The sequence below is a fragment of the Archangium violaceum genome (genome assembly GCF_016887565.1).
Classification (GTDB): Bacteria; Myxococcota; Myxococcia; order Myxococcales; family Myxococcaceae; genus Archangium; species Archangium violaceum_B.
Genome location: NZ_CP069396.1, coordinates 7317656 through 7344172, shown reverse-complemented (window position 1 = coordinate 7344172; position 26517 = coordinate 7317656). Strand labels below are relative to the sequence as shown.

Annotated in this window: 28 protein-coding genes and 1 pseudogene; 17 read left to right on the top strand and 12 right to left on the bottom strand. The window is 67.2% G+C overall.

Annotation, left to right across the window (positions count from 1 at the left end; genetic code table 11):
- Window positions 1–25 precede the first annotated feature (25 nt).
- Both JRI60_RS29120 and rplC read left to right on the top strand, forming a co-directional pair.
- Window positions 26–799, top strand: coding sequence for a hypothetical protein (locus JRI60_RS29120; RefSeq protein WP_204219148.1), 774 nt, complete (start codon window positions 26–28; stop codon window positions 797–799).
- Window positions 800–942: 143 nt separating this feature from the next.
- Window positions 943–1626 (top strand): 50S ribosomal protein L3, encoded by a 684-nt coding sequence (gene rplC, locus JRI60_RS29115; protein ID WP_204219147.1) that lies wholly within the window; start codon window positions 943–945, stop codon window positions 1624–1626.
- Between the two features lie 150 nt (window positions 1627–1776).
- Here rplC and JRI60_RS29110 read toward each other — a convergent pair whose 3' ends face one another.
- The gene (locus JRI60_RS29110; RefSeq protein WP_204219146.1) at window positions 1777–2517 is read right to left on the bottom strand and encodes an SDR family NAD(P)-dependent oxidoreductase; all 741 of its coding nucleotides are present in this window, start codon (window positions 2515–2517) and stop codon (window positions 1777–1779) included.
- A 66-nt stretch (window positions 2518–2583) separates the two neighbouring features.
- Between JRI60_RS29110 and JRI60_RS29105 the strand changes: the two genes are divergently transcribed.
- Window positions 2584–3210, top strand: a complete 627-nt coding sequence (locus JRI60_RS29105) for a TetR/AcrR family transcriptional regulator (RefSeq protein ID WP_204219145.1) — start codon at window positions 2584–2586, stop codon at window positions 3208–3210.
- 83 nt (window positions 3211–3293) lie between these two features.
- On the opposite strand, the gene JRI60_RS29100 is transcribed toward JRI60_RS29105, so the two are convergent.
- The 4 genes and pseudogenes from JRI60_RS29100 to JRI60_RS29085 form a co-directional block, all read right to left on the bottom strand.
- A complete protein-coding gene (locus tag JRI60_RS29100; RefSeq protein ID WP_204219144.1) occupies window positions 3294–3719 on the bottom strand; it encodes an NAD(P)-binding domain-containing protein in 426 nt (141 codons plus the stop codon).
- A gap of 133 nt (window positions 3720–3852) precedes the next feature.
- Window positions 3853–4596 (bottom strand): NADPH-dependent F420 reductase, encoded by a 744-nt coding sequence (locus JRI60_RS29095; protein ID WP_204219143.1) that lies wholly within the window; start codon window positions 4594–4596, stop codon window positions 3853–3855.
- Window positions 4597–4626: 30 nt separating this feature from the next.
- Window positions 4627–5058: a MarR family winged helix-turn-helix transcriptional regulator gene (locus JRI60_RS29090; RefSeq protein WP_204219142.1), complete on the bottom strand. Its 432-nt coding sequence runs from the start codon at window positions 5056–5058 to the stop codon at window positions 4627–4629.
- Between the two features lie 92 nt (window positions 5059–5150).
- Window positions 5151–5286, bottom strand: a pseudogene (locus JRI60_RS29085) (IS5/IS1182 family transposase); the annotation flags it as partial.
- Between the two features lie 393 nt (window positions 5287–5679).
- On the opposite strand from JRI60_RS29085, the gene JRI60_RS29080 reads away from it, so the two are divergent.
- Window positions 5680–5835 carry a hypothetical protein gene (locus JRI60_RS29080; RefSeq protein ID WP_204219141.1) on the top strand — a complete coding sequence of 52 codons (156 nt, stop codon included), beginning with the start codon at window positions 5680–5682 and terminating at the stop codon, window positions 5833–5835.
- A 176-nt stretch (window positions 5836–6011) separates the two neighbouring features.
- Entirely contained in the window at window positions 6012–6791 is a 780-nt protein-coding gene (locus JRI60_RS29075) for a GNAT family N-acetyltransferase (protein ID WP_204219140.1), read from the top strand.
- Window positions 6792–6867: 76 nt separating this feature from the next.
- Here JRI60_RS29075 and JRI60_RS29070 read toward each other — a convergent pair whose 3' ends face one another.
- On the bottom strand, window positions 6868–8196 hold the full coding sequence (locus JRI60_RS29070; protein WP_204219139.1) for an Ig-like domain-containing protein: 1329 nt from the start codon (window positions 8194–8196) through the stop codon (window positions 6868–6870).
- A 229-nt stretch (window positions 8197–8425) separates the two neighbouring features.
- Between JRI60_RS29070 and JRI60_RS29065 the strand changes: the two genes are divergently transcribed.
- The 3 genes from JRI60_RS29065 (at window position 8426) to JRI60_RS29055 (ending at window position 12434) form a co-directional block, all read left to right on the top strand.
- Window positions 8426–9208, top strand: a complete 783-nt coding sequence (locus JRI60_RS29065) for a Uma2 family endonuclease (protein WP_204219138.1) — start codon at window positions 8426–8428, stop codon at window positions 9206–9208.
- A 79-nt stretch (window positions 9209–9287) separates the two neighbouring features.
- The gene (locus JRI60_RS29060; protein ID WP_204219137.1) at window positions 9288–10187 is read left to right on the top strand and encodes a hypothetical protein; all 900 of its coding nucleotides are present in this window, start codon (window positions 9288–9290) and stop codon (window positions 10185–10187) included.
- A gap of 171 nt (window positions 10188–10358) precedes the next feature.
- Window positions 10359–12434, top strand: coding sequence for a Kelch repeat-containing protein (locus JRI60_RS29055; protein ID WP_204219136.1), 2076 nt, complete (start codon window positions 10359–10361; stop codon window positions 12432–12434).
- Between the two features lie 144 nt (window positions 12435–12578).
- Here JRI60_RS29055 and JRI60_RS29050 read toward each other — a convergent pair whose 3' ends face one another.
- On the bottom strand, window positions 12579–14420 hold the full coding sequence (locus tag JRI60_RS29050) for a glycoside hydrolase family 5 protein (RefSeq protein WP_204219135.1): 1842 nt from the start codon (window positions 14418–14420) through the stop codon (window positions 12579–12581).
- 244 nt (window positions 14421–14664) lie between these two features.
- On the opposite strand from JRI60_RS29050, the gene JRI60_RS29045 reads away from it, so the two are divergent.
- The 6 genes from JRI60_RS29045 to JRI60_RS29025 all read left to right on the top strand — a co-directional run bounded on the left by JRI60_RS29045 (window position 14665) and on the right by JRI60_RS29025 (window position 18656).
- Window positions 14665–15357, top strand: a complete 693-nt coding sequence (locus tag JRI60_RS29045) for a helix-turn-helix domain-containing protein (protein WP_239469777.1) — start codon at window positions 14665–14667, stop codon at window positions 15355–15357.
- A gap of 9 nt (window positions 15358–15366) precedes the next feature.
- Window positions 15367–15750, top strand: a complete 384-nt coding sequence (locus tag JRI60_RS29040) for a terminase (protein ID WP_204219133.1) — start codon at window positions 15367–15369, stop codon at window positions 15748–15750.
- Window positions 15751–15909: 159 nt separating this feature from the next.
- Window positions 15910–17283, top strand: coding sequence for a serine hydrolase domain-containing protein (locus tag JRI60_RS29035; RefSeq protein WP_204219132.1), 1374 nt, complete (start codon window positions 15910–15912; stop codon window positions 17281–17283).
- A 55-nt stretch (window positions 17284–17338) separates the two neighbouring features.
- Window positions 17339–17497 (top strand): hypothetical protein, encoded by a 159-nt coding sequence (locus JRI60_RS29030; protein WP_204219131.1) that lies wholly within the window; start codon window positions 17339–17341, stop codon window positions 17495–17497.
- A complete protein-coding gene (locus tag JRI60_RS54650) occupies window positions 17498–17632 on the top strand; it encodes a hypothetical protein (protein ID WP_275439010.1) in 135 nt (44 codons plus the stop codon).
- 313 nt (window positions 17633–17945) lie between these two features.
- A complete protein-coding gene (locus JRI60_RS29025) occupies window positions 17946–18656 on the top strand; it encodes a hypothetical protein (protein ID WP_204219130.1) in 711 nt (236 codons plus the stop codon).
- A gap of 167 nt (window positions 18657–18823) precedes the next feature.
- Here the strand turns inward: JRI60_RS29025 and JRI60_RS29020 are convergent, their stop codons facing one another.
- Window positions 18824–20161 (bottom strand): hypothetical protein, encoded by a 1338-nt coding sequence (locus tag JRI60_RS29020; protein WP_204219129.1) that lies wholly within the window; start codon window positions 20159–20161, stop codon window positions 18824–18826.
- Window positions 20162–20346: 185 nt separating this feature from the next.
- Window positions 20347–20628, bottom strand: a complete 282-nt coding sequence (locus JRI60_RS29015; protein WP_204219128.1) for a mersacidin/lichenicidin family type 2 lantibiotic — start codon at window positions 20626–20628, stop codon at window positions 20347–20349.
- 221 nt (window positions 20629–20849) lie between these two features.
- Between JRI60_RS29015 and JRI60_RS29010 the strand changes: the two genes are divergently transcribed.
- Complete coding sequence (locus JRI60_RS29010) at window positions 20850–21551, top strand: hypothetical protein (RefSeq protein ID WP_204219127.1); 702 nt, start codon at window positions 20850–20852, stop codon at window positions 21549–21551.
- A gap of 21 nt (window positions 21552–21572) precedes the next feature.
- On the opposite strand, the gene JRI60_RS29005 is transcribed toward JRI60_RS29010, so the two are convergent.
- A complete protein-coding gene (locus JRI60_RS29005) occupies window positions 21573–23282 on the bottom strand; it encodes a serine hydrolase domain-containing protein (protein ID WP_239469776.1) in 1710 nt (569 codons plus the stop codon).
- Window positions 23283–23456: 174 nt separating this feature from the next.
- Between JRI60_RS29005 and JRI60_RS29000 the strand changes: the two genes are divergently transcribed.
- Window positions 23457–24947: a PQQ-dependent sugar dehydrogenase gene (locus tag JRI60_RS29000; RefSeq protein ID WP_204219125.1), complete on the top strand. Its 1491-nt coding sequence runs from the start codon at window positions 23457–23459 to the stop codon at window positions 24945–24947.
- Between the two features lie 237 nt (window positions 24948–25184).
- Complete coding sequence (locus JRI60_RS28995) at window positions 25185–25649, top strand: allene oxide cyclase barrel-like domain-containing protein (RefSeq protein ID WP_239469775.1); 465 nt, start codon at window positions 25185–25187, stop codon at window positions 25647–25649.
- Between the two features lie 12 nt (window positions 25650–25661).
- Here the strand turns inward: JRI60_RS28995 and JRI60_RS28990 are convergent, their stop codons facing one another.
- Together JRI60_RS28990 and JRI60_RS28985 are read right to left on the bottom strand one after the other, a co-directional pair.
- The gene (locus JRI60_RS28990) at window positions 25662–26093 is read right to left on the bottom strand and encodes an OsmC family protein (RefSeq protein WP_204219124.1); all 432 of its coding nucleotides are present in this window, start codon (window positions 26091–26093) and stop codon (window positions 25662–25664) included.
- A complete protein-coding gene (locus tag JRI60_RS28985) occupies window positions 26090–26506 on the bottom strand; it encodes a cupin domain-containing protein (RefSeq protein ID WP_239469774.1) in 417 nt (138 codons plus the stop codon). The genes JRI60_RS28990 and JRI60_RS28985 overlap by 4 nt, the downstream gene beginning before the upstream one ends.
- Between the last annotated feature and the right edge of the window lie 11 nt (window positions 26507–26517).

Here is a 26517-nt window from a genome sequence, read left to right as displayed (position 1 = left end):
CTCGCCTTGGGCATAAAACAGGGGCATGGCCAAGGCGGAGAGCTACAACGATCTGATCTTCCAACTGGGCGATCTCGCGAGGGATCGCCTCCCGGGCAAGCCCAACTGCCCGCGCACCATGGACCGTGTCTACCGCGCCGAGGCGGCGGTGGTGGCACGGCGCGACGAGCTGGCCGCGCTCGAGCAGCAGATGAACGACGAGGACGCGGCCTGGCAGGACCAACTCGCCCAGTACGAGGCGGACCGCGCCGTCCAGTACGAGATCGTCAAGAAGTGGAAGAAGGCGGTGGACGCCGTGGAAGCGCAGACGAAGACGCTGCGCAAGACGCTGTCCACCCGGCGCGCGGACCTGCGCTATGCCCAGGACGCGCTCAGGAAGCTGGAGAAGAAGCACTCCGACCTGGAGCTCACCACCCAGGATCCGGTGAAGCTGGGCGTCTCCCGCGACAACCTGAAGAAGAACCGCATCCAGCAGATGCGGCTGGCCCGAGAGGTGGAGGAGCTGGACCGGGAGGTCTCCCAGGCGCTCACTCCCAAGCCCGGTCAGCCCGGCGCCGCAGGCATCCTGGCGCACAAGCGCATGCTCGAGATGGAAGACGAGATGAACGCCCGCAAGGAGACGTTCGAGCAGGCCATGGCGGAGATCGACCGGGCGATCGCCGAGAAGGACGCCGAGGTCAAAGCCGCGGAGGATTATCTGGACCAGGCGTTGTTCCTGCTCGGCGAGGACGTGTACGCGCAGCGCATCCAGGACGCGCAGCTCGCACCGTTCTACCCGCGGCTGGATCGCGCGGAGTGAAGCGGCCACCCTCCCGCCGTGCTTGACGGTGGGGGGCAAGCTGCTACATTGCGCCGCTTCCTGGCGTCCGGGGACTGAAGTCGGACGCAAACTGCTGAAATCATTGACGTTTTCGCGCAATTGGCGCGAGTTGTGAGGACGACGTGAAGGGTCTCATTGGCAAGAAGATCGGAATGACCCAGGTGTTCAACGAGGAGGGTAACCTCGTTCCCGTGACGGTGGTCGACGTCAACACCTGCCAGGTCGTGGGCAAGAGGACTCCCGAGAAGGATCAGTACTCGGCGGTGACGCTGGGCTTCGGGGAGATCCGCGAGAAGAGCCTGAACAAGCCGCAGCTGGGCTTCTTCAAGAAGGGCAATGCCCCGCTGCGCCGTCACCTGAAGGAGTTCCGGGTGAGCGCGGAGGAGGCCGCGGGCTACAACGTGGGCGACGCCGTGAAGGCGGACCTGTTCACCAAGGGCCAGCTGGTCGACGTGACGGGCATCACCAAGGGCCGTGGCTTCCAGGGCGTCATGAAGCGCTGGAGCTTCAAGGGCTCGCAGACGGCCACGCGCGGTACCCACGAGTACCGCCGTCACCCGGGCGCCATCGGTCAGCGTAAGACGCCTGGCCGCGTGTACCCGAACAAGAAGCTGCCCGGTCACTACGGCGTGGAGCAGGTCACCACCCAGAACCTGACCGTGGTGGACGTGGACGTGGAGAAGGGCCTGCTGCTCATCAAGGGCTCCATCCCCGGCCACAACGACGGCATCATCGTGGTGCGCCCGAGCATCAAGGTCGCCCTGCGCGATCAGCACAAGGCCGCCCGCGCCGCCGCCTCGAAGTAATGCCGTAGGCCCCGTGTGTGCTCCCTCCCTCGCCCAGGGGGAGGGCCGGGTCACTCGTCCTACCGAGCCTCCAGGCACCGCCACAGGGCCCCCATTCCGACGCCCCGCTCCGGTCTACCCACCGGGCGGGGCGTTCGTGTTTCTGCTGGTTCAGGCGGTCTGTCCCCCATCCACCGTGAGGCTGGTACCCGTTACATGAGCGGCGTCCGGCCCGACGAGGAATGAGACCGCGGCCGCGATGTCCTCCGACTTGCCATAGTGCCCCAAGGCGCTGAGTCCGAGCTGCTTCTCGGCTCTCGGTCCGTGCGCCGGGTTCATGTCGGTGTCGGTCGAGCCCGGGTTGACCAGGGTCACGGCAATCCCCCGTGACCCCAGGTCTCGAGCCAGGCCCTTGGTCAGCGAGCTCAGCGCCGACTTGGTCATGGAGTACACCGTGACGCCACCATAGGCCACGCGCTCGGCGAGATTGCTGCCGATGTTGACGATGCGACCGCCACGAGGCAGGTGCGGGATGGCCGCCCGCGTGGCCAGCACGACCGCCCGGATATTGACGTTCAGAAGCGCGTCGATGTCCTCGAGCGCCATCTCCTCGAGCGGACCCCCCCGGGCGATGCCCGCGTTGTTGACGAGGATGTCCAGACCGCCAAGCTGTTCGACCGTCGCCGAGACGGAATGCTGCACAGCCGCGGGATCCGCGCTGTCGGCCCGCAGAGCGATGACCTTCCTCCCGAGCGCCTCGATCTCCCGAGCAAGCGCTTGGGCTGCTTCGGCCGAGCGCTGATAGGTGAAGGCGATATCCGCGCCCTCCGCCGCGAGCCTTCGCACGATCGCCGCACCGATTCCACGACTGGCTCCCGTGACGAGCGCCTTCTTGCCAGCAAGCTTCGACATGCTGTTCCCTTTCTGTGATGGTCGACACAAAATCCTTGATGGAGGTAGGAGCGTCAAGAGGTTTTTGTGCCGACCACTACAGAAAAGCGGGTGCCCAAGCGCGGCCGCCCAAGAGAGTTCGACCGGGAGGCGGCGCTGTGCGCCGCGATGGAGCTGTTCTGGAGCAAGGGCTACACCGCGACGTCCATCGCGGAGCTGTGCGCGGCCATGGGGATCAACTCGCCCAGCCTCTACGCGGCGTTCGGCGGCAAGGAAGCCCTCTATGAGGCGGCCCTGGAACAGTACGAAGAGACCCATGGTCCCCTCGTCTGGGGCGGGTTCTCCAAGGCTCCGACCGCGCATGGCGCGATCGAGGATTGGCTGCTCAGGTCCGCCCATGTGCTGACCAGGCCCGGAAAACCCCTGGGGTGCATGGTGACGCTCGCCTCCGCGGGGGACGAGGGCCATGCCGGACTGAAGGCGCTCATCGTGGCGAAACGCGCCCAGGTGCTTCAGCGCATCCGCGAGCGCCTCGAGCGCGCCATGGCCGAAGGAGAGCTTCCACGAAACGTGGATCCACTGCCCATCGCCCGGTTCTACGCGGGCGTCCAGCAGGCGATGTCCATCCAGGCCCGTGACGGAGCGACCCACGAGGATCTGCGGGCCACGGTCCGGCTCGCCATGAAGGCGTGGCAATCACTGACGGGAAAGTAAGGCCCGTGCCTGAAACGCGGCCCGACGGGCGGGTGGGGCGTCCATCTCTGGAGGGAAGTGCGACTGTAGGACTTAGCTGGCTTTCAGAACATGGAACGATTGAGCCGAACCACGTCGTCGCTCGTCATTTGCGAAGTCGCTTCCCCCAGCTTCTGGATGGCCAGGTCGCGCTTGTGGGGTGCGCTGTCCTTGTCTGCGTCGGCGAGGGCCTGACGAAGCTCGTCAGCAGTTAAATCCGTGCAGTATGCGGACGTCCCCGGCTGTTGCCGCCAAGACTGCGAAAGGCTGCCAGCGTCGATCCCCTCGAAGCCAGCATCGCTAACGAGTCCAAGAACGATGCGCTTGGCTGCATCTTCGACCGAAACCGCCGAAGCGCCGATCTCATCGGCGAGTCCCCTGATGCTGTCGGGCCCACGCGAGTTCGCGAGGCGCACATCGTGCCCAGCAGCGCGGAATTTGCGGGCAAGGGTTGCACCGATGTTGCCGGCGCCGATAATCCCGATCTTCATATTCGCTCCTGTCAACGCTGCTGGTCCGAGGTGAGGCCTGGCATCGAGCAAACGCCGCGTGGCGATCTCGGCCTGCCCCCTTCGCTACAAGTTCGATGTACGCGGGATGCTTGGCGAAGGATTGCGCAAGGGCTCACATGAACAACGCACGAGTCAGACGGACGCCATATTCCGCGTCCGGGTTCTCGCCTGCCCCGAACCGTTCGCTCATTGCCGCTACCGACAGGTCGCGCCGCTTGGGCGAGCGCGCCGCGTCTGCCGCCGCCAGCGCTGCCGGCATCTCTTCGCGGGTGATGTCCGTGCAATAGCAGGGCGTGCCAGGCTGCTGCCGCCACGACTCCGCAAGCGTCCCTGCGTCGAAAGCGTCGAGCCCGGTGTCCTCGACGAGCGTCATTCCCACCTTGCGATCCGTTTCGCGATCGGCCGCAACGGGGAGCGCGATGCGGTCCGGAGTCCCCGCGGGCTTCCCCTTCTTCGCGAAAGAGTCGGCACCGATCGAGTTCCATGCCTTGACGATCGGCCGGCCCAACTGCTCGGCCACCCACAGGCTCTCGACCTGACCAGCTTCGATGGCGTCGATCTTACCGTCGCGCTGTGGATAGTAGTTCGAGGTGTCGATAACGACGGTCTCGGATGGCACGTTGGCGATCAGCGGCGCGATCCCCGGAATACGATTCAGGGGGATCGAGAGGATCACGACGTCAACGTCCACCACGGCTTCCGCCGCCGAAACCCCGCGTCCGCCTGAGGCCAGCACGTCGGCCTCGATCGTGTCGGGGCCGCGCGAGTTGGCCACCTTCACGTCGTGTCCGGCCGCGCTCAGCCTTTGCACCAAGGTCTTCCCGATATGGCCAGCGCCAATGATGCCAATCTTCATGATCGAATCTCCTTGTATCGCGTGAAGGCTTCACTCGACTGCAGGGTGCGCGAGCGTTTCGAGCGTACGGCGAAGGTCGTCCAAGCCCCTCTCGGTAAGCTGGCATGCCGACTTGATTTTGTCGGTGATGCCTCGGAGCTCGGCTTCGAGGGCGCGGCCACCAGGTGTCAGGTCGACCAGCACTCGGCGTTCGTCGGCGGGGTCGCGTGTTCGCGTGACTATCCCAGCGACCTCGAGCCGCTTGAGTAGCGGCGTGATCGTACCCGTATCCATGTCCAGGCGGGCACCCAGTGCGCCGACCGAAAGTGGCGCGCCATCCAGCAACTCCAGGGTTGCGAGATATTGGGGGAAGGTCAGGCCCAACGGCTCAAGGAACGGCTTGTGCAGCCGCACCATCCGGTTCGCCGCGCAATAAAGCGCGAAGGAAAGCTGCGTGCCGACGGTTCGCCGTTTCAAAGTCATCCTCTTCTAGTGCGCTAGTATCTAGTTCGCTAGATAATGAGGCGTTGATGGCTTGTCAAGCCGCCTGCTGAACGGCACCAGGCTCAGCATTCAGGAGAGCCGCGCCGGTCGACCAGGAGGTGGTGCTTCGAGCCGGGCTTGCCCTTGTCCGTCGGGTTGGACCCGACCGCCGCGCCCCCGCTTTGCCGGGAGGCTCCGGCTATCCAGGGCCGCCCGGCTCCAGTCGAGCCAGTGGCGCGAGCCGGGCTCCATGGAAAGTCACAGCGTCCGAGCACCGACGGCGATCAATCCCGCTCCCCCGCCGCTGCGTGGGAATACCGAGGGCGCGCAGACGCTCCAGCTCGTCCGCCTCAAGCCCCAGGTGGCTGAAGAGGCTGCCATCGCAGCACAGGCCGCAGCCGCGGCAGAGGATCGAGAGCGGAGATTCGGGTGTGCCAGGAGTCGTCACGCAACTCATCTAGCCACGGTCCCCCAGGCCACCCGTGCGCGCGAGGGGGCACGCGATGGCTGGCTCGGGGGCTTGGCCGAGAGGGTGTCTCCGAGAGGGTTTTCAAAGAGAAGGAGCTGCCATGCCGGACGTCCGCCACTACGCCATCATCCCTGGGGCTGAAGCCGACGGGTGTGGAGACACTCCCGGCGCGGTTGCTCGGCCACGGCCTGGCGGAGCGCCTGGAGGCCCGCCGGGCAGGCCGGCTCGATGTCCCACCTTACAGCTTCGAGTGCGATCCGGAGAACCGGACCCTCAACGCCCAGGCGATCGCCGCACACTCCGACTGACGCCGTCTCGTCTTGCCCCGGCACCGAGCGGGCTCATCCTCGCCCCGTCCAGACGGGGTACGGCTAGCTGTTACAACGGGGCCCAAGCTCCTTGCTCCCGTGAGCAGCCCCTGCCGGCAGGACGGCCAGGGCGGACAACAGTGCCCCCATTTCTTCTCATGCGCTAGCTTCCGCCCATGCCGACCAGTGAGCTCGAGACCAGGGCCCAGCGCCTCCGTGAGGTGATGGAGACGCCCCGGAGAGCCTACCTCCCGCTGCCGGACACGCAGGTCATCGAGCGTCCCGGTTGGCTGCAACTCATCACGCCCTCGCTGCGCCAGGGTGGCCTCAACGAGGTGGCGTACTCGGCCCTGGACGAGAAGGAGGCTGACGCCGTCATCGACGAGACGCTCGAGACCTACCGCCGCCTCGGGCTGCGCTTCCGTTGGACCGTGGGACCCGACAGCCAGCCCGCGGACCTGGCCGAGCGGCTCGAACGCCGGGGCCTGCGCCGGAACGAGACGCTGGGGATGATTCGCGGGACATCGGTACCGGCCAGCGCCGAGGGCGACATCACCGTGGAGCAGGTGGATGAGCGTACGGTGGAGGAGTACTCGCGAACCATGGCCGAGGGGTGGGGGATGGACCCGGCGCCGATCACCGCGTTCAACCGGATGGTCCTCACCCACCCCGATCGCAGCCACCACTTCTTCCTGGCACGGCACCGGGGTACGCCCGCGGGCACGGCGGGGCTCGTCACCTTCGAGCGCTCCGTGTACCTGCTCGGGGGAGTCGTGCTCCCCGCCTTCCGTGGGCGGGGCCTGTACCGGGCCCTCGTCACCACGCGGCTCGGCCATGCCGCCGGACGGGGCATCCCCTTCGCCACCAGCCACGCCCGCGCGAGCACTTCCGCGCCCCTGCTGGAACGTTTCGGCTTCGAGACGCTCTGCCGGTTTCCAATGTTCACCAACGACTGACGTCCGGAGGCCGTGGTCACGTGGTTCGGCTCCAACCTTCCATACCGGTTGCGGCCAGCGGTGCGCCTCCCTCCTGCTAGGGGACCGGGGTCAGCAGGGCGCCCCCCCGCTCGGTCTCCACGGCAATCTGGCCGCGGTCATTGATGGCCCGGGCATAGCGGAGGGTCGCTCCCCGCTGAACCACCAGCCCCGAGAGCTCCATCGCGGTGCCGTCCATCCATAGAAAGGCGCGAGGAGGGGACAGCGGCCTGTCGGCCCGCGCCTCCGCATGGCCTACCACCTGGCCGTGCCGGTTCACGTCGGAAACCCGCATGGCCAGATCGAAGTTCGGAGGGAGGTACGTCATGGTCCCGGCCTTCCACACGAAGGCGCCGTCTTCGTTGTTCCCCACGATCGTGCCTTCCTCGCTCACGGCCACCGCCTGGCCCGAGCCCATCTTCACGGACAGACTCGAGAGCTGCCCCTCGTGGAGCAGGAATGGCACGTCAATCCCGGAGGCCGGGGTGTAGAAACCCACGACGTCTCCCTGGGGATTGATGTCCAGGGCGTAGGCCGCGCGTCCCGTGAATGTACCGGGTTCGCTCAGCTGGCCGTTGCGCCAGAGCACCGCACGCGCCGGCTCTCCGCCAGTCATCCACAAGGCGTTGGTGTAGCCGGCCACCTCGCCCTGATTGTTGAGCGCGACCGCGTGTGTGTGTTCCTCGAGGCCTGGCGCCAGGTCGGTCATCTGTCCGTCCTGCCACGAGAACGGGTGGATGAGGTTGGGGATCGTGTTTGGCTTGGAATTGAAGGAGCCCACCACCTGGCCGTTGTCATTCACGTCCCACGCCACGCTCTCGGGAATACCCAGCTCGATCACCGCCCCGTCCTTCCAGAGGAAGGCACTCCCGGTGAACGGGTGCCCATCAAGGCTCCCCACCACGTGCCCGTGCTCGTTCAGGTTCGTCACCCGCATGCGCTCCCACGGCCGCGGCGAACTGAACTCCGTCAGCGTGTATCCCTTTGCGACCACCAATGGAACTTCTCGGCGGGTGCCGTTGAAGGTAGCGGTCACGGTCACTTGCCCCGGTGCCAACGCCGTCACCTGGGTGCTCCTTCCGCTGGTGTGGGTGATGGCCGCGAGGGTGGGGTCGGAGGTGGACCAGCGGATTTCCGAGGCGGAGCCCGGAATCTCGGTGGGGGTGCTGTCCAACGCAGCGGCCGACAGGTCCAGGGTTCGGCCCACCGCGAGCGCGGGGACATAGGGCGCGCCGATGGTGACGTCGATGGACCACACCTCCACGGACCTGGCCTTGACCGGCGTGGGGTTGTCGCCGCCATCGCTGTTACCTCTGTCACCGTCACCACCGCAGGCGGACGCGCAGAGCATCAGGACCACGAGGAAGGGAGCCGGCGCGATACGCATGGGGAGCCTCTCGATTCTGTAGATGGGGAGTCCGCGTGCCGTAGGGCACGAACAGTCTCCCCTGGAGTGATGTGTTCGCGGAAGGAGACGGTGAGGACGAAGCCGGAGACGGTCGCGGGCGCGCCTTGCACGCGGAGCGAGGGGGGGCAGGGTGATCGGCCCGACACTTGCTCAGGGGGCAGGGCGGGGGCGATTGACGCGCGCGCTGGTCCATCCCAGGCTCTGGGCAATGGCACAGCGCGCAAAGGAGCGTGGAGGCCGCTTCCCCCAGGCGCCCACGCAAGAAGAGTGGGAGCGGATGAGTGTGGAGGAGCGGGGACAGGTGGTGGAGTCACTTCCCGGCGAGGTGACCTGGGACGAGATGGCGATGCCGGAGGGGGACCTGCACTCCCGGGCGAAGCTGGAGACGCTGGATATGCTCCGAGGCTTCTTCTCCCGGCAGCGGCGGCAGGTGTACCTGGGCACGGAACTGCCGGTGTACTACCCGGGGGAGAGGCGCTTCGCGCCGGACCTGCTGGTGGTGCGGGATGTGGAGACGCACCCGCGCAACAAGTGGTTGGTGAGCTACGAGGGCAAGGGGTTGGAGTGGGTGATGGAGGTCCACGTGGGCGGCGATCGCAAGAAGGACGCCGAGTACAACGTGGAGCGCTATGCCCGACTGGGCATTCCCGAGTACTTCATCTGTGACCGGGCGCGGGAGCGGCTGGAGGCGTACCGGCTGCCCTCTCCCGAGGCGAAGCGGTACGAGCGCATTCCCCTGGAAGAGGGCCGCTACCGCTCGGAGGTGCTGGGACTGGAGTTCGAGTTGGCGGGGGGGAAGCTGCGGCTGTGGGTGGGCAACGCGCGGCTGCTGGAGTCCCATGAGCTGCTGGAGCAGGAGCAGCGGCTGCGCGAAGAGGAGGCGCGGCGGAGGCAGGAGGCGGAGCGGGGACGCGAGGAGGCGGAGCGGCGCCTGGCGGAGCTCCAGGCCGAGTTGGAGCGGCTGCGAGGGCGCACCAGGTCCGACACGTGAAACTCCATCAGCATGACCTCCCTTCTGGAGCCGAGCCAGCGTTCTCTTGTGCGGCGATGTCCTGATAAGCTGGGCACCGTTGATTCGCGCCCCTTCGATCCGTCTCCTGCCGGGCCTGGCCCTTCTGCTCTGTGCGGTGGTGTGCCCGCTGTCCGCCCACGCGGGCCCACAGTCTCTTCTGGCGGGCTGTACGGCGGAGCCGTTCGGCGGTGAGGGGTGGAGCTACAAGTGCGGTGACTTCAGTGCCATCCTCTCGGACCACGCGGGCGTCTCCGCCCAGAGGCTGTGGCAGCGCAGCCGCCGCACCTTCCAGAGACAGGCCGAGGGGGGAGTGATCTTCAAGGAGGTGAAGGCCACGCTGGCGGGCCGCAAGGTGCGCCTGCTGCGCATGCGCGCGAAGGTGCCCGAGGCGCAGGAGGCATCGGTGTTCGCCGTCGTGCCGGTGAAGGGGAAGGGGGCGCGGCGGGTCCTCTGCAAGGCCCGCGGCACGCCGGAGCTGCAGTCCCGCTGTGGGCGGGTGCTGGAGCAGCTCGCGGCGCAACCGTGGAGGGCCCTCCCCGAGGAGGGGGTGGCCGTGGCGCAATCGGATGCCGCGCTCGCGGGCCGGGAGCTCGTCGCGCCCGACGGGTGCAACCTCACGGCGGAGAATGGCGGCGGCCGGATTGAGTGCGGCGATGGCTCACGGCTCGACTGGACCCGGCTCCCCGATGCCTCCCGCCTGCGGGACTCCGTGCGGGAGGGCATGCTGACGTTCAAGGACGTCCCCCGGGCGAGCTACCTGGAGTCGCGCCTTCCCTGCGCCATCGACGGCGCCAGGACGGAGTGCACGTACCTGCGCATGCTCGACTCGAGTGAACGGCGGGAAGCGTACTTCGCGGGTGCGGTGGTGCGCGGGATGCCGACTGTCATCTCGTGCATCGCGGGAAGGTCCTCGCGGCTGTTGCCCCAGGCGTGCCAGCAGGTACTCAGCATCCATTGAGCATGAGTCCCGCGCTACGTCGGTCCGAGGAACTGGCCCGGGAGTGAACGGCTTCACACCTTCGGTGAGAGCTGTGTCACAGACCCGGACTTTCGAGCAGGGCAGGGTGTTCGCGCTTCGGCCACGGGCCGAAGGCTCATTCCAGGCTCGTTCCATCTCAAGGAGAGGTTGATGAAGCATCTGCTCGGTGCCCTGTTGCTCGTGTCCGCTGGCACGCCCGCCCTGGCCGCGGGTTCCATCGTGGTCAATGGCGGTTTCGAATCTCCGGGGGTCGCCCCCAACTGGTCGGTCTACTCCGGCATCCCCGGGTGGACGGCCGTGTCGGGCCCGGGAATCGAAATCCAGGGATGGGGTGCGCTGGAAGGGGCACAGGTCGTCGAGCTCGATTCCCACGGGCCCAGCGCCATGGTCCAGCAACTGCCGACCCGGGCGGGGGGCACCTACAAGCTCTCCGTCGGCTTCTCCCCGCGTCCGGGCGTGGGGGACAACCGCATCGGCGTGTATTGGGAGGGCACGCTGCTCTCCATCCTGGATGGGAACGGAATCGGCCATGGCGGCTCCGTGTGGAGCCACCACTCCTGGCGGGTGACGGCCTCCAGGGACGGCTCGTCGCTCAGGTTCGCCGACCTGAGCCAGCCTGACGCGCTCGGCGGGCTCATCGATGACGTGCGCGTGGTGGAGGAGGTGCCCACGGTCCTCGTCAATGGCTCGACGCCCGCGTATTACAACGCGGCGCTCGGCACCGCGCTCGACGGCACCCAGCCGCAGTTCCCGCTCGCCAACGGCGCCTCGGGTGACCCGGTCATCAATCCCGCCGCCGAGCCCAACCTGTCCGCGGTGGGGTCGATCCTCGGCAACTGGCTGTCGGCCAACCCGTTGCCGCTCAACCCGTACTGGAGCGCGCCCACGGTGATTCCCGCCACCTGGGCGGTCAATACCGAGACGGCGATCGTCTACACGATCGACGCGGGCCTGACGGGAATGCACGACGTCGTGGCGCGCTTCGGCGTGGACAATGGTGTCTTCGTCTGGCTCGACGGAAGCTACAAGTTTGGCGCGCTCGCGCCGGGCTCGGCCTCCACGTGGGAGTACACCCTCCCGCTCGGGAACCTCTCGCCGGGCAGGCACTACCTGCAGGTCCTTCGCGAGGACCATGGCGGAGGGACCGGGTACTACGTCGAGGTGAAGGGCGTGGCGGACGAGGCCACCCGTTGCGAGCTCAACTCGGGCCGGTTCTCCCCCTCGGGCAGCACGTCGGCGCTGCACCTGCAGCACTCGGCCACGGCCCTGGCGGATGGGCGCGTGCTGGCGGTGGGCGGCTTCTATCCCAGCGCCGAGGTGTACAACCCGGCCACGGGCACCTGGAGCTTCACGGGCGCTCCCCGTACCTCCCACCGCCTCCACACGGCCACTCTCTTGAGCGATGGCCGGGTGCTGGTGGCCGGCGGCGATGGTGCCAGCGCGAGCGAGTCGGCGGAAGTGTACAACCCGGCCACTGGCTCCTGGGCCGCCACCGGTCATCTGGTGACGTACCGCCGCGAGCACTCCGCGGTGCGGCTGGAGGACGGCCGCGTGCTGGTGATGGGTGGAACGAACGAGGGCGGAACGGTGCTGGCCTCGGCCGAGGTGTACAACCCGGCCACGGGCACCTGGGCCTCCACGGGCGGCATGGCCCATCCCCGTCGCGCCTTCATCGCCACCGCGCTGCCGGATGGCCGGGTGCTGGTGGCCGGCGGCCTCGTGGACAACGGGGACGAGTGCCTGGGCTCCAACTGCCTGGCCTCGGCGGAGGTGTACAACCCGGCCACGGGCACCTGGACCTCCACGGGCGGCATGGCCACGGCGCGTGGCTTCCACGCGGCCGCTGTACTGGCCGATGGCAAGGTGCTGGTGACGGGCGGCGGCATGGATGGACCCACCAGTGCCCGCGCCGAGGTGTACAACCCGGCCACGGGCACGTGGACGGCCACGGCGGACATGTCCTCGCCCCGCCGTCGCCACTCCCTCACCCCGCTGAGCGGCGGCCTGGTGCTGGCGTCCGGCGGCTACGATGCTTCCACGGGCATCCACACCTCCGCCGAGCTGTATGACTCGAATTCGGGGACGTGGTGCGCCACCGCCTCCATGGGCCAGGACCGCTACGAGCACACCGCCACGCCGCTGCCGGGTGGCCGGGTGCTCATCACCGCGGGCGTCAGCAACGCCAACTCGTACTCGAGCGAGGTGTACGACCTGAGCAGCCGGTAGTCCGCGCCTTCACCGCGTGAGCTGTCAGGGGCTGTCTCCCGCGAGGGGGCAGCCCCTTTTTTCGTTCCCTTCTGTCAGAACCGATGGCGCCCGCCCTGGTCCATCACCGTGTTGGACCTCACGCTCGCCAGGCCCTGAGCGCTCTCAGTTGGAGCAGAGCACCACCGACGGGTAGTCCGCGAGCCCGCTCCGGCGATGCGCCAACCCGATGAGGTATTGGTTGTCGGCGCACTGCCCCTTGTGCTGGCCCACGCTCCAGTCGCCTCCCGAGAGCGATGCGCGCTGGTCTCCTCCCCAGAAGTCCTTCGCCGACCTGCTGTTGAGAGGGATGCCACCGGTGTTCTGCTCGCAGAGCAGGCCCGCCAGCTCGAGCCAGAACGGGTTCGCCGTGGAGACGCCCACCGCGTAGGAGCCCGTGGGGCACTCGAACTTGATGCTCTGGTTGGCCCAGTCACCCGGGTAGCGCAGCGGTGAGACCTCCTGGGTGACCGTCTGGTAGCTCCCCGTGCCCTGCTGCGCGGGAACGGCTCCCGCGTTGGTGCAGAGGATGGAGAAGCTCGCGCTCACCCCCACCACGCGATAGCCCCTCGGACAGCTGAGCTTCGCCTTGCCCGAGTGCCAGTCGAAATCCAGCGAGTTGTTGTCCACGTAGTAGGTGGAGCTCCCGTTCTTCAGGAGGACGGTCATTGGCAGGAAGCGCGTCGCATCCACGGCGCCTGTCCGCCCGTCCGCCCCGAGCAGCCGGCCCAAGGGGCCCGTCCCGAGCCGCCAGTCACCGCTGTGCACGCCACTCCAGTCCGGATAGCTCCACAGGCCGTAGGTCTCCTCCTCCCCCTGCACCGAGCTCTGCAACTTCGCCGCATTGATGGCCCAGTAGGCCCAGTCGACGTCCTTGTCGATCAGGTAGTCCGCGAGGTTGCTGAACCACGCCCGGGAGTTGGCCGCCTGCTCGTTGTAGCCGATGCCGAACTCGCTCATCCAGACCGGCGCGGTGTACGCCTGATTCGCCGCGAGCACGAAGCCCCACTCCTGGTCCAGAGTGCCGTGGAGCGTGGACTTGTCCATGTCGCTGTACTTCGGGCCGCTGCCCAGCGAGCCTCCCGACTGATTGGGCCCGGTGTAGCCATAGTTGTGCACGGCGTAGACGAGCTTGTCTCCGCGCAACAGGGCGACGGGCCGCTGCCTCACGGGCTTCAGCTGCGGGCGCTCTCCGTCCAGGAGTCCCCACCAGTTGACCGCCTCGACGACGATGAGCAGGTCCGGGTTCGTCCGCAGCAGCAGGTTGCCCATCGTCTGGGCCGCCATGTGCCAGTCATGCTGGTTGCGCAAACCCCAGTTGGGACTGTCCAGTCCGTCCGGACGCACCTCGTTGCGCAGGTCGGCCCCGGCCACCCACTTGTTGCCCTGGTAGCGCCCCGCCATCATCACCCAGTCGTCCTGCCACCGCTGCAGGGCCTGGCTGCTGTCCCAGAAGCCATTGCCATCCCAGCCGCAGCACCACATGGACTTCGTCGTGTGGTTGTTCAGGATGACCACCAGTCCCTGCCGCGTCAGCTCCGCCACGACGGCGTCGTAGACCTCGAGCGCCGTCTTGTTCAGCAGCTCCGGGTTCTTCGTGGTGTCGATACACGTGACGCCGTACTTCTCCAGACACCGCTGCGCCGCGGGCTTGTTGTCGTCCGGGTGCAGCATGTTGTTGGAGAACGGCAGCCGGACGGAGTTGAAGCCCAGCGCCTTCATTCCTGTGACGAGGTCCGACAGCTTCTGCTTGTCCAGGCCTCCCACCACCTCGAGCTGATCGCTCGCGCCGAACCAGTTGACGGACTTGAGCTTGAAGCGCTCTCCGCAGCGGTCGACGATGTACCGGCCCCGGGTGCTCAGCGGAACGCGCGGGCTGCACTGCGTCGCGATTCCGGTCTGGGCCAGGGCGGCTGTGCCGCACAGGTGGAGCACTGCCAACATCAACAGCAGAAGACTGTTCTTCATCGGGAACGGCTCCTGGGTGAGGGGCGCCGGGACTGAACTCCCGAACACCAGGAGAGTCCAGCCAGAACGCCCGGTTGGCTACCTGAGCCAGGAGGTGATGGCCTGAGGGAGTTGGGGTTAGCATCACCGGGTGCGCCTCTCCGAAGTGCCCCATCTCCCTTTCGGAGGACCTCCTCCGCTCTGGCCGCCCCTGCTGGCCTCGCGAGGCCCCGGAGCGAGCAGTACCGGTCACTCCCACCACGCCATGCACCTCGTGTTGGGGCTGGATGGGCCCGTGCGGATGCGGGTCGCCGATGCGCCCTGGACGAGCCTGGCCGGAGTGCTGACGGCGCCCGATGTGCCCCACTCCCTGGACGCCGAGGGCCGTCAGGTGCTGCTCGTCTTCCTCGATCCGGAGAGCGAGGCCGGTGCCGCGCTCGCCGCCACCCTGACCGGACCCTTCCGGGCGCTCTCCACCGCCGAGCGCGACACCCTCGCCCGGGACGCCGAGCCCTCGCGTCTCATGGGTCCCGAGGGCGTGGCATGGACCCGGCGGGTCGTCGAGGTGCTGGGGGCCGGAGTCATTTCTCCTCCCCGGTCCATCCACCCCCGCGTCCGGCGCGTGCTCCGGCTGCTGCACGAGCTGCCCCCAGGGGAGGACGCCTCGCTCGCCACGCTCGCGGCCCAGGTGGGGCTGTCCCCCGGACGTCTGATGCACGCCTTCACCGAGTCCATCGGGCTGCCCCTGCGGCCCTATCTCGCATGGCTGCGGCTCCAGCGGGCCGCCACCGCCATCGTCTCGGGCATGCCGCTAGGGGAGGCCGCCCAGGCGGCCGGGTTCGCCGACTCCGCCCACATGTCGCGCACCTTCCGGCGCATGTTGGGCATGCCGCCGTCGGCGTTGCGCGGCGCTCGCCGTAGCCAGCTCGTTCAAGACCGTGGGGCCGGGCGCTCGTAGGTTTCCCCCATGATGGAACGCTCCGAGAAACTCCTCCCCTGGCAGTGGAAGCTCTACCCGGACAACCACGCCGCGCGCCGCAACCTGCTGCTGCACGCGCTGTCGGTGCCCGTGTTCCAGCTCGGCACGCTGTGCCTCGTCGCCGCGCCCTTTACCTCGCTCACGTGGGTGTTGCCCGGTGTCCTGGCCATGGTGGGCGCGATGGCGGTTCAAGGCCGCGGTCACCGGATGGAACACGTCGCGCCTGTTCCCTTCCGGGGTCCCCGGGACGTCCTCGCGCGCATCCTCGCCGAGCAGTGGGTGACATTTCCCCGCTTCGTGCTGTCGGGAGGTTTCGCCCGGGCATGGCGCGCGGCGGACCCTGCCTCCGAGCCTCGGACGTCCGCGTCCTGACGCCGCGACATCGCCCCGTTTCGTTGCTCGAGCTACGAAGGTTTTCGTTGACATGTACGAATGTTTTCGTAATACAGCGTGCATCCATCCCATTCCGCGCTCGGTCGGGGCTGCGCTTCGCGCGCGTGCCTGGGGCCGTGCATCGTCCGGAGGTGCCGCATGCGAACCCTCTTCTCCGTCCTGCTGCTGCTCGCACTCGTCACACCCGTCCGCGCCCGGTCCGCGGAGGCGCGGAAGACTCCGCGAAGCGCTCCCGCCGCCGCGATGGAAGCGCTGCTGGCGGGGAAGTTCCGGGCGGACCAACCGGGCGCCGTGGTGTTGGTGGTGAAGGATGGCAGGACGCTGTTCCAGAAGGCATACGGATTGGCCAGCGTGGAGCTGGACGTCCCCGTCAAACCAGACACGGTGTTTCGCATTGCCTCCACCACCAAGCAGTTCACCGCCGCGGCCGTGCTCGAGCTGGTGGAGGAGGGCAGGGTGGACCTGAAGGCTCCCATCCGCCGCTACCTTCCCGAGCTTCCGGCGGGTTGGGCTGCCATCACAGTCGAGCATCTCCTCACCCATACCTCGGGGCTCTGGGAGTACTCCCGCGCGCCGGACTTCCGAATGCAGGAGCCGGTGACACCCGCCGGGCTCATCGCGAGGCTGGAGGGCCGGCCGCTCGAATTCGAGCCCGGGACACGCTTCGCCTACAACAACTCCGGCTACATCCTTCTCGGGCTCCTGGTGGAGCGGCTCTCCGGTCAGCCCTACGAGACCTTCTTGAAGGAGCGCTTCCTCCAGCCGCTCGGCCTGACGCACACCGCATTTCCCAATCATGGCGAGCTGGTTGTGGGGCTGGCCTCGCCCTATTCGAGTGGGCCCAGGCCTGCTCCCGTCATGAGCCCGAGCCCCGCGGGAGGCCTGGTCTCCAACGCGGAGGACCTGGCGGCCTGGACCCTGGCCCTCCATGGCGGCAAGGTCCTCTCGCCCGCGAGCCTCCAGGCCATGACGACGCCGTTCCACCTGAAGGACGGGCAGGACACCCGCTACGGCCTGGGCATGCGCATTGGCGAGCTGCACGGGCAGCCCTACATCCACCACAGCGGAGACAACCCGGGCTATCACGTGCAGGTCGCGGCGCTGCCCCGGTCCAGGGTTGCAGTGGTCGTGCTGATGAACGGGGAGGAGGGGGATGTGTCACCGGAGTTCCTGGCCAAACGCCTCGCGGCGCTGGCCATCGGGCAACCCCTGACGGAGCCCACGCCCGCGGGGGTTTCCGCGGAGGCGCTCCAAGCGCTCGTCGGGCGCTATCGCAGCGGGGACGCCGTGCGCACGATTCACCTGCGGGACGGTCACCTCTACAGCGTGCTCGGGGAGGGGCCGCCCGGCCTCATCCAGCCCCTGTCCCCGACGGAGTTCTTCTTCCCGGACAACTCCGACCTGCACCTGCGCTTCACGCTGGAGGCCGGACGGGCCGTCGCCGTCACGCGTCTGTCGGATGGGGGCTCGCCACAGGTCTTCCTCCGTGAGCCCGCGGAGTCGAAGCCGTAGGCCTGGAGGCCAGGGTCTCCACGCTCCGTGGCAGGCGAGCCCGGTCCACGTACCCGTGCGTGGCGAACCACTCCACGGCATCCCGGAAGGTCTCCTCGAGAGGCCGGAAGCGGAGTCCCAGCTCGCGCTCGGCCCTGGACGAGTCGAGGGCGTGGCGGCGCTGCCGTGCGCGCTCGCCAGCCTCTACCCGGAGTTACGGCCCGTGCTCCCGTAGATGGAGCTGCCCCTGGAGGACGTGTGGCTCGTGGCCTCGCGCGAGGCCCACAAGGTGCCACGGGTGCGCGCGTTGATGGGCTTCCTCGCCGGACGGTTCGAGGAGTCCCGCGCCGTCATGCTGGGCGTGCGCTGACGCCGCCACGGCCCCTCCAGGACGGGGCCGGTCCGGGCGCATGTGCTGCCCATGTGAAGCACCGGCATGTTCACCGGAGACTGTCGGAGAGGCCCCAGCGATTTCATGCGCGAGAGGGCTTTTGATTGCCCTGAAGGGTGAATGCGCAGCGGCTGGAAAACAGATCAGACATGTCCACTTGGATTCCTTGAGGAATGACCTCAAATTGGAACTCGCTTCTCCCCCAATCCAAGGAGGCACTGTGCTTAGACTGAGGCATCTCGTCGTTCTTCTGCCCTTGACCGCGAGTCTGGGAGGCTGCGGCCCCGATGACATGCTGGACGGCCAGGGGGAGGAAGGCTCCGACCCCCAAGCGGCTCTGGAAACCATCACGCAGGAGCTACCCTACAACAACGGCGGCGACTGGACGGCTGGCTATCCTGCAACACCCTTGGGCTCCACGTCGAACCGGGTCTGCTTCTTGACCCGTATCCAGGGGGCGTTCGACAGCGGCTACGACTCCGTTCACGTGTTCGCTTCGGGAGGAAGCTGGTACATCGGCGGCTCTGGCACCGCGCATAGCGCCAGAGCCGGGTGCGCGGACCGGGCCAGTACCACATCCCTCTCCGTCGAGGAGTCGTGGACCGCGGGGCAGTCGTTGCCAACGAACCTGGGCTCGACAACGGGCCGTGTATGCTTCCTCACGCGCGTCGGTGGTAGCTTCAACAGCGCAGCGGATTGGGTTTACGTCTATCCAAGCGGAGGCTCGTGGTTCCTGTTTGGGAACTCCCAGGCTGGCAATGGATTCGCCCGCGCCCGGTGTATCACGGAGAGTAGCTACAACGGTGGGTACGCCTGGAACCAGAGCCAGACGTACCCCACGCATATGGGAAGCACCTCGGGCCGGTCCTGTGCCTTGACGAGAATGGCGGGACAGTTCGATAGCTGGAATGAGATGATCCGCATCTATTCAAGTGTTGGGTCCTGGTATCTCTCCGGTACCTCCGCCCACACTGGTGTTGGTGCCAGGGCTTACTGCTTCTGAATCCAGTGCCGCTTCACCCCACGCCCCAGTCTCTCTCCCTCTGGGGAAGGGCTGGGGTGCGGTACGTTCGCCCCCATGCATATCCAGGAGCGTATTCAGACCGGCGAGGACCGGAGGGCCCGCCGGAGTCGGTGCCGTGAAGGCCCATCCGGCAGGCCCTCCGTGGCTCAGCGCTTGAGCTGGAGGACGTAGATGCGGCCGCCGGTGATGGCCAGCTCATCCTTCCTCGACAGCGAGGCGTCCGTGGCCGACGGGAACTCGGCGAAGGTGCGCGCCCAGATCCTTCGGCCGTTGCTTTGCTGGAAGCGTGTGATGCGCAGCAGGGGATCGGGGTTGTCGCTTCCGCCGGCGACGAGCACCCCGCCCTGGCTGTCTATCTCGACTGCCGCGAACGACTCCTCGGTCTGATGCCCCCAGCGATCCTGGCCCTGGCGTGACAAGGCCAGCACGAATGTGTCCGGATCATCTGGCGGAGCGCTGAAGGTCCGTCCGTTGAAGTGGAACGAGCCGAAGAAGGATCCCACCACGACGACCGTGTTGCCACGCACCGCGAGATCCCTGATGTCGCCCTGGCTCCCTTCGAGCATGCGGGACCACCTGCCCTCGCCAGAGCAGGATACCTTACGAATGTAGGGCGTGCCGGTGCCGCTGGGGATCTCCGGGAAGCGGATGCCCGCGAAGTAGAAGTTCCCCTGCGAGTCCGCCTTGATGGCGGCCGTGCGGACCACCTCGTCATCGACGAAGACCCAGTCCAGCTTGCCCCGCGGGGAGTACCGGGCGACGAACGCGTGGAAGTCCGCACCAATGATGGGGCCATTGCCGAAGTCGAACTCGGTGACGGGCCCCGTGGTGCCCTCGAGGGTGCCGGTGATGGCGATGTTGTCCTCGTCGTCCACCGTGAGTGCCCTGGCCCGGGTAGGCAGCCGGCGCGCCCAGACCGCTCTCCCGTCTTTGTCGAGCTTCAGGAGGTACTCCCCCGACGTCAGGGTGAGGCCGTCCTTGACGAACCGCCCACCGACGACCAGGGAGAGCAGGATGTTGCCCTTGCTGTCAGTCGCCAGCGCGAAGCCGAAGCCGGAAGGAAAGGAGACGGTGTCGGTGGGCTCGATCGGGAGGATGAATGCCCACAACAGGCTCCCCTCGGGTGAGTACTTGGCGAGCCCGCCGATGCGGCCGGACGGGAACGGCGGGCTGACAGGCCCGGTGCCGAAGTCGATGGGACCTCCGACGTCGGTCATCATCACGATGACGTTGCGGTCCGGATCGTGCGCGATGGCCTGCGTCTCGGCTTCCGAGGTCGCGGAGATCATCCGCACCCACTTCTGCTCCGGAGGTCTCGAGTGGTTCCAGTGCTTCGTGTCACCCGAGAGTCCCTCGATTTCAGAGACCTCCTGCTCCGCGAGAGTTGGCTCCACCTCCCCTGGATCCTGCGGGCCACCACACGCTGCCAGGCTCGCGAGTGCCAGCACGCTCCAGAGGCCCATCCATTGGGCTTGTCGTTTCATGTCTCCCCCCTCTACTGGAGCAGAGTCGCCCCAGCATTACGAACGGTGTGCGCTGGGAAGTGCGGCAACCTTTGTTCGTAGGGGAGGTCAGGGCGTTCGCGAACGAACAGTCATGGCCGTCCGTCTGCTGTCCAGGCAGCTTGGGGCAGGGTGCTGAAGCGCTGACCCCATCGGCCGTCAAGAAATCACAGGTCAAAAATCACGGGGATCGGGCAGTACAGGGCGCTGGGACAGTTGTCGAACGCGCTCCCATGCGTGATGCAGGCGTTGCCAACACGGGTGACGAGCAGAGGCGTAATCAGCCTGGGGGGGGTCCCGCCCCCCACGACGTCCGCCAGGTCGTCATCCACGAGCTCGCTCATGGGCCTGCCGGAGGGATTCTCGGGGAGCGCCTGCCGCAGCTCCGAGGGGAGGTGCGCGCGGAACTCCGGATCCTTCCACGCACGGATGATCGTCTCTGTGTTCATGGCTGGCCTCCTCGGGGCGCTCTCCTCGGAGAGCCCCAACAGGTGGAGTCATCCGGCATGGCGTGTGATGGAGCCCTGGCCGCCCCCGACAATGCCTGACGCGTAAACGATTACCCGGCATGCAGGCTGAAGCGCTCCAGGAAGAAAAGCGCGTGAGCGCCTGGAATCGCCCATCACATCCCTCACACATCTCCTCTTCCTGTCTGGAGAGGAGATCCACCATGTTCGCCTTGAAGTCCCTGCTGAACGGATTGAGGGTACGAAAGCTCGCGTTGGCTGTGCTGCTCGCGCTCGGTGCACCGCTGGCCGCGCACGCCCAGCAGACCACGGCCTGCGACGCGTCGGTGAAAGAGGAGGTGATCAAGGCGCTCGAAGGCAGCGAGAAGCTGAGCAAGGCCGAGCAGGTCAAGCTCCAGGACTCGCTGTACGAGAAGTTCAAGCAGTGCGGGAGCGCCGACAGCGCGAAGCTGCAGCCCGACGACACCTTCTTCGTCGCGGCACGTCGGTGCGGTGCGAAGGTGTCTCGTGTGGGCAGCATCTTCTTCGAGGAGATGCCTTGCTGTGGCTACGATCCGCAGCGCAGGACCTTCGCCTGCCCGGTGCAGGTCAAGCAAACCTCCGGTTTTGGCGGAGCTCCGTTGCCGGGCAGCCGCGAGTACGTTCTGCACTGCATCGCCGACGCCTCGGGCGTGCTCCAGCCGGTCGGTAGCGACAGCGTGCACCTGGCGGATTCGAACAACAGGCCGCCCTGGCAGTTCGCGGTCGTGGCCAACGCGAACGAAAACGAATTCCTGGTGCAACCGATGAACGGGCAAGCGCGCAAGGCGCGTTCCATCCTGTCATGGAACCTGCCTCCCCAAGGCTGCGACTACCAACCGATCTGGGGCAACGCGATCGACTACGTCGTCCGTCTCGACCAGTAGGCACGGCACGAGAGCGTTTCATCAGCCAGGACGTGGCACCCGCATTCGCGGCGTCTCCGGTGCCACGAGCCTTTCCGCGCGCAGACGGCGCAGGCGACGATTGCTGATCGTCAACCCGTCTATTCCACCGGAGGCCGCCCGCGTGAACGTGACCGTGCCGAGCGAGCCGACGAAGCGGTCCCCGCCGACGGCTTCCAGCACGACCTCGTCCCGGCGTGGCCAACGTATCGCCAGCTTGCCATCCGCGACCCGCACTGTGTAGGTCATGTCGACCTCGTCGCTGCGGTACTGCCCGGCGAACGATGCCAACGCCGAGTCCGTGGGCATGGGCGCGGTCACGCGGATGAAGTCCCTCGTCGTCGGCCAGACATCCTTGATGCTCAACCCGCGCGGGCCATCGGCCGCCGGCTCCGAGAAGCGCCACACGTGCGTCGACTCGCCCGGACGGAACGCGCCATTGCCGATGGGCACGAATGCCGTGGGCATGCCGACCTGGCGCAGCGCTCCGTCCTTGACCTCCAGCCGCACCACTTCATCCGTCAAGGGACTCCAGTAGTTGCCGACCAGCGCCGACAGCTCCGCCTCCGGCAGCTTGACGGCGGGCGGCATCGTGTTCTTCATGCGATCGCCCAGATACACCTCGGCCACCTTCCTCGTGAGGTCTTCGGGCGCGATCGTGGCGCCGTTGCACAACGCAACGATGGCCAGCCGCTGGTCCGGGAAGAGGATGGCGTCCGTGCGGTAGCCGCCGTCCACGCCGTCGTGGCTCACCATGCGAAGGCCGCGATGATCTGACAGCCGCAGGCCGCCGCCATAGCCGGTGGCGGTGCCGTCGTTCAACCTGCCGGAGGTTTGCAACGACGCTATCAGCGCCTGCCCTCCGACGCGCGCGTCGAGCAGGTTCTGCTCCCACTTCAGCAGGTCGCCGACCGTGGTGAACAGGCTGGTCGAGCCGTAATGGTCGATATGGGGGACGCTGATCCGCCAGCCGCCGCCTTCGCGTTTGCTGTAGGCCGATGCGCGCCGGGGCACGAGCTCGGTGTGGTCGTCGTGGAAATGGGTGTCGGCCATGCCGAGCGGCTTGAAGATCCGCTCGTCGGCGAACGCCCGCAGCGACTTGCCGGACACGCGCCGAACGATCACCCCCAGCAGCGTGTACGCGGCATTGCCGTACACGACCTCCGTGCCCGGAACGAAATTCAAACCGCGTTGCCGGGTCAACGCCCAGAGTATGTCCGCTTCGGTGTACAGGTCGTCGCCGCGCCAGCCGGCCAGGTTCAGCAGCTGGCCCTGTTCGCGCAGGCCGTTGGTGTGGTGGATCAGGTGCGCGATGGTAATCGTCTTGCCATGATCGGGCATCTCCGGCAGGTATTTGCGGATATCGTCGTCCAGCGACAGCTTGCCCTCTTGAGCCAGCAGCCCGATCGAAAACGCGGTGAACTGCTTGGAGATGGAGGCGATGTAGAAGATCGACTGCGGCGTGATCGGTACGTTGTACTCCAGGTTCGACACTCCGTAGCCGCGCGCGTAGTCGAGCGCTCCGTCGCGGGAGATGCCGACCGCACAACCGGGCGTATCCGCGCCGCTCCACGGCGCGAAGATCGCATCCACCTGTCGGTGGCGCCGGGCGGCGTCGGCATCCTCCGCCGTCTTCACCCGGGCCGGAGACGCTTGCGCGGACCAGGCCAGGACGGCGGCTACCAGACAGCAAATCGATCGAACGGCGTTCACCGAGAACCTCCTTGTCTCTGTCCGCGCAGCCGGCAACCTGGCGAAGCCCGGCGCACGAACGGTGAGCATATGGCGATATTCCCGGATAGGACGCAGCCAATGACACCAACCAGTCCGCGAGCCAAGAGGGCCGTGGGCTGTGCTGGAGGAGAACTTCAGTAGAGTACGCGCGCCATGTCCAACGCATTCAGCTCCCCCCTGATGTGCGGGCTGCTCGTGTTCGCCTCCCTCGCGAGCGCGCAGCAGCCCCAGTCCCCCCAGTCGTCCCGGCGCGACGTCGCCGAGATCTATGCCTCGCTCTGCGTGAACTGCCACGGCCCCAAGCTGGAGGGCGGGCTGGGTCCGAACCTGGTCGACGACACCTGGAAGTCCGGCGCGGACGACGAGAGCATCGCGCGGAGCATCCGCGAGGGGCGGCTCTCAGAGGGCATGCCCGCCTTCTCGGGTACGCTGTCGCCCCAGGACATCCGCGCACTCGTCATCTACCTGCGCGAGCAGGGCGCGAAGAAGCGGAGCGAGAGCACCTCTTTCGCCAGGCCCGTGGCGGACAAGGTCGTGAACAGTGAGCGGCACGCGTTCAAGCTCGAGACGATCGCCGAGGGACTCGAGACGCCGTGGTCCATGGCGTTCCTGCCCGACGGGCGCATGCTGGTGACGGAGAAGGCCGGACGGTTGCGCGTGGTGGAGAAGGGCCGCCTCCTGCCCAAGCCCATCAGCGGCACGCCGGAGGTCTGGTCGCGGAACCAGGGAGGCCTCCTCGACGTCGCGGTGCATCCCGACTACGCCCGGAACGGGTGGATCTACCTCTCCTACAGCGACCCTGGCGCGAATGACTCCGCCATGACGGTGCTCGTCCGGGGCAAGCTGCGCGAGGGTCGGCTCGTGGAGCAGCAGACGCTCTTCCGCGCGCGCCCCGAGCATTACCGCACCGGAGGCGTGCACTTCGGCTCCCGCATCGTCTTCGACGGCAAGGGCCACGTGTTCTTCTCCATCGGGGAGCGGGGCCGCAAGGAGGATGCGCAGGAGCTGTCGCGGCCCAACGGCAAGGTGCACCGCATCCACGAGGACGGGAGCATTCCGAAGGACAACCCGTTCGCCGGCCGCGAGGGCGCCATCGCGAGCATCTGGAGCTACGGCAACCGCAATCCGCAGGGCCTGGCGCGGCACCCCGTGACCGGGGAGCTCTGGGAGACGGAGCACGGCCCCCGGGGTGGTGATGAGCTGAACCGCATCGCGCCCGGTCTCAACTACGGCTGGCCGGTCATCACCTACGGCATGAACTATGACGGCACGCCGATGACCGACCGCACCGCGCAAGAGGGCATGGAGCAGCCCGTGCTGCACTGGACGCCTTCCATCGCCGTGAGCGCGATCGACTTCTATACGGGCAGTCGCTTCCCCCAGTGGAAGAACGACCTGTTCGTGGGCGCGCTCGCTCAGCAGGAGTTGAGGCGCCTGAGGCTCGAGGACGGCAAGGTCGTGCACCAGGAGGTGCTGTTCAAGGACGTCGGCCGGGTGCGCGACGTCGTGAGCGGCTCGGATGGCTACATCTACATCGCTTTCAACGAACCCGATCGCATCGCGCGGCTCGTGCCGGCCCCCCAGTCGAGCTCGCCTCGGGAAAGACCCGCGGCACAAAGCAAGGCGGGCGAGCACGGCCATTGATGTCGCAGTCGATCTCCACGTCCAGCCGACGTGTCAGTGCGCCCGCTGCGTGTCAGTTGACGTGTCAGTGGGCGTGCCGACCTGGTTCTCAGGGGCTCAAATGCCTGAAATCCGAGGGCCGCCACGTTGGCATCTGTCCTGCAGTGACGGGACCTCGAGCGGAGCGGCCCCCTCTCTCTTCATGTGGGGCTATTTCGGCGTCCTGGACGCCTCATGCAAGTGAAAAGGAAGAACCCGATGCGCAAGATCCTGTTCGTGGCTGTGAGTGCCGTGGCACTGACCACCCCGATGCTGGGCTGTGTCGAGAACGCCCACGCGGAGGAGTCCTGGACGTTGACCACCATCGCTGATGCCCGCAGTGGGATTGCCTCGCCGGTGGATGTGGGAGCGCCGGGTGACTCACCGGGTGACATGTTTGTGTTTGATCAGCCGCTGCTGAACGCGGAGAAGGAGAACATCGGCTCCAACAGTGGCTATTGCATCCGGACGCTGCCCGGCCAGTTCAGCGAGTGCCAGTGGACGCTCACGATGGCCGATGGAACCATCACCGTCGCGGGCCGGGAGGCCGAAACCGGCACCTCCCTGATTCCGATCATGGGTGGTACGGGCGCCTATGTGGGGGCGAGCGGGGTGTTGGCCACCACCCCCAACGGGGACAGGACGTTCACCCAGGTGCTCACGTTCCTGAAGGCGAAGCAGTAGAAGTGCATCCGCTCAGGAGCCCGGAGCGACCACCGTCAGACGGACCGACTTCGCGACATTTCCCGCCACGGCCCGGCCAATGGGGCAGAACTGCTCGGCTCGTTCGGAGAGGGTCCGGAGGGCTTCCTCGCTCGCGCTGGAGACGATGCGCGGGAGGAGCATGATCGCTTGGACAGAGGGCCGGGGGGCCATGTCCATCCGCAGCTCTCCTTCGAGCTCCAGGCCCTCGTACGCAATCCCCGCCTTGTCGAGGATGATTCCGAAGGTGATGAGGTAGCAGCTCGCGACGGCGCTCAGGAGCAGGTTCTCGGGGGTAGCGGCTTCTCCGAGCCCTTGGAAGTCCTTCGGCAGCGTCACGCGGGTCTCGAAGCCCTCGCTTGCCTGGAGGAAGCCGCTTCCACCCGCGCCACCCTTCCAGCGTGCCTTGATGTGTGTCTGGCTCATTCGTGACCTTCCTGTGGGGGCGCCTCTTCGCGGAGGGCAATCTCGCCAAGGTTCTGCAGGAGCGGAGCATTCTCGCAGGCCACGTACTCGGCCTCGAGCCGCGTGTCGGTGTTGACGTGGCGATGCCAGGCCCAGACAGGAACGTAGACGGCATCACCGGCCTTCCACTCGACCTTCCGGTTCTCGACGAGCGTGTAGCCTTGGCCCTTCAGGATGTAGAGGATTGTCTCGTAGTTGTGCCGGTGCAGCCGTGTGGATTGCCCGGCCCGCAGGTGCCCGATCGTCAGGCTGAGGGTTCGCGATGGCAGGTCCACGATCGCCACGCCGTGGCCCCGCTCGTCCGAGAACGCGCCGTGGACCTGCTCCGTCACTCCCGCGTGGTGCAGTCGTTCGGGCACTCGAGCGCGGAGCACCGCCCGCGTTT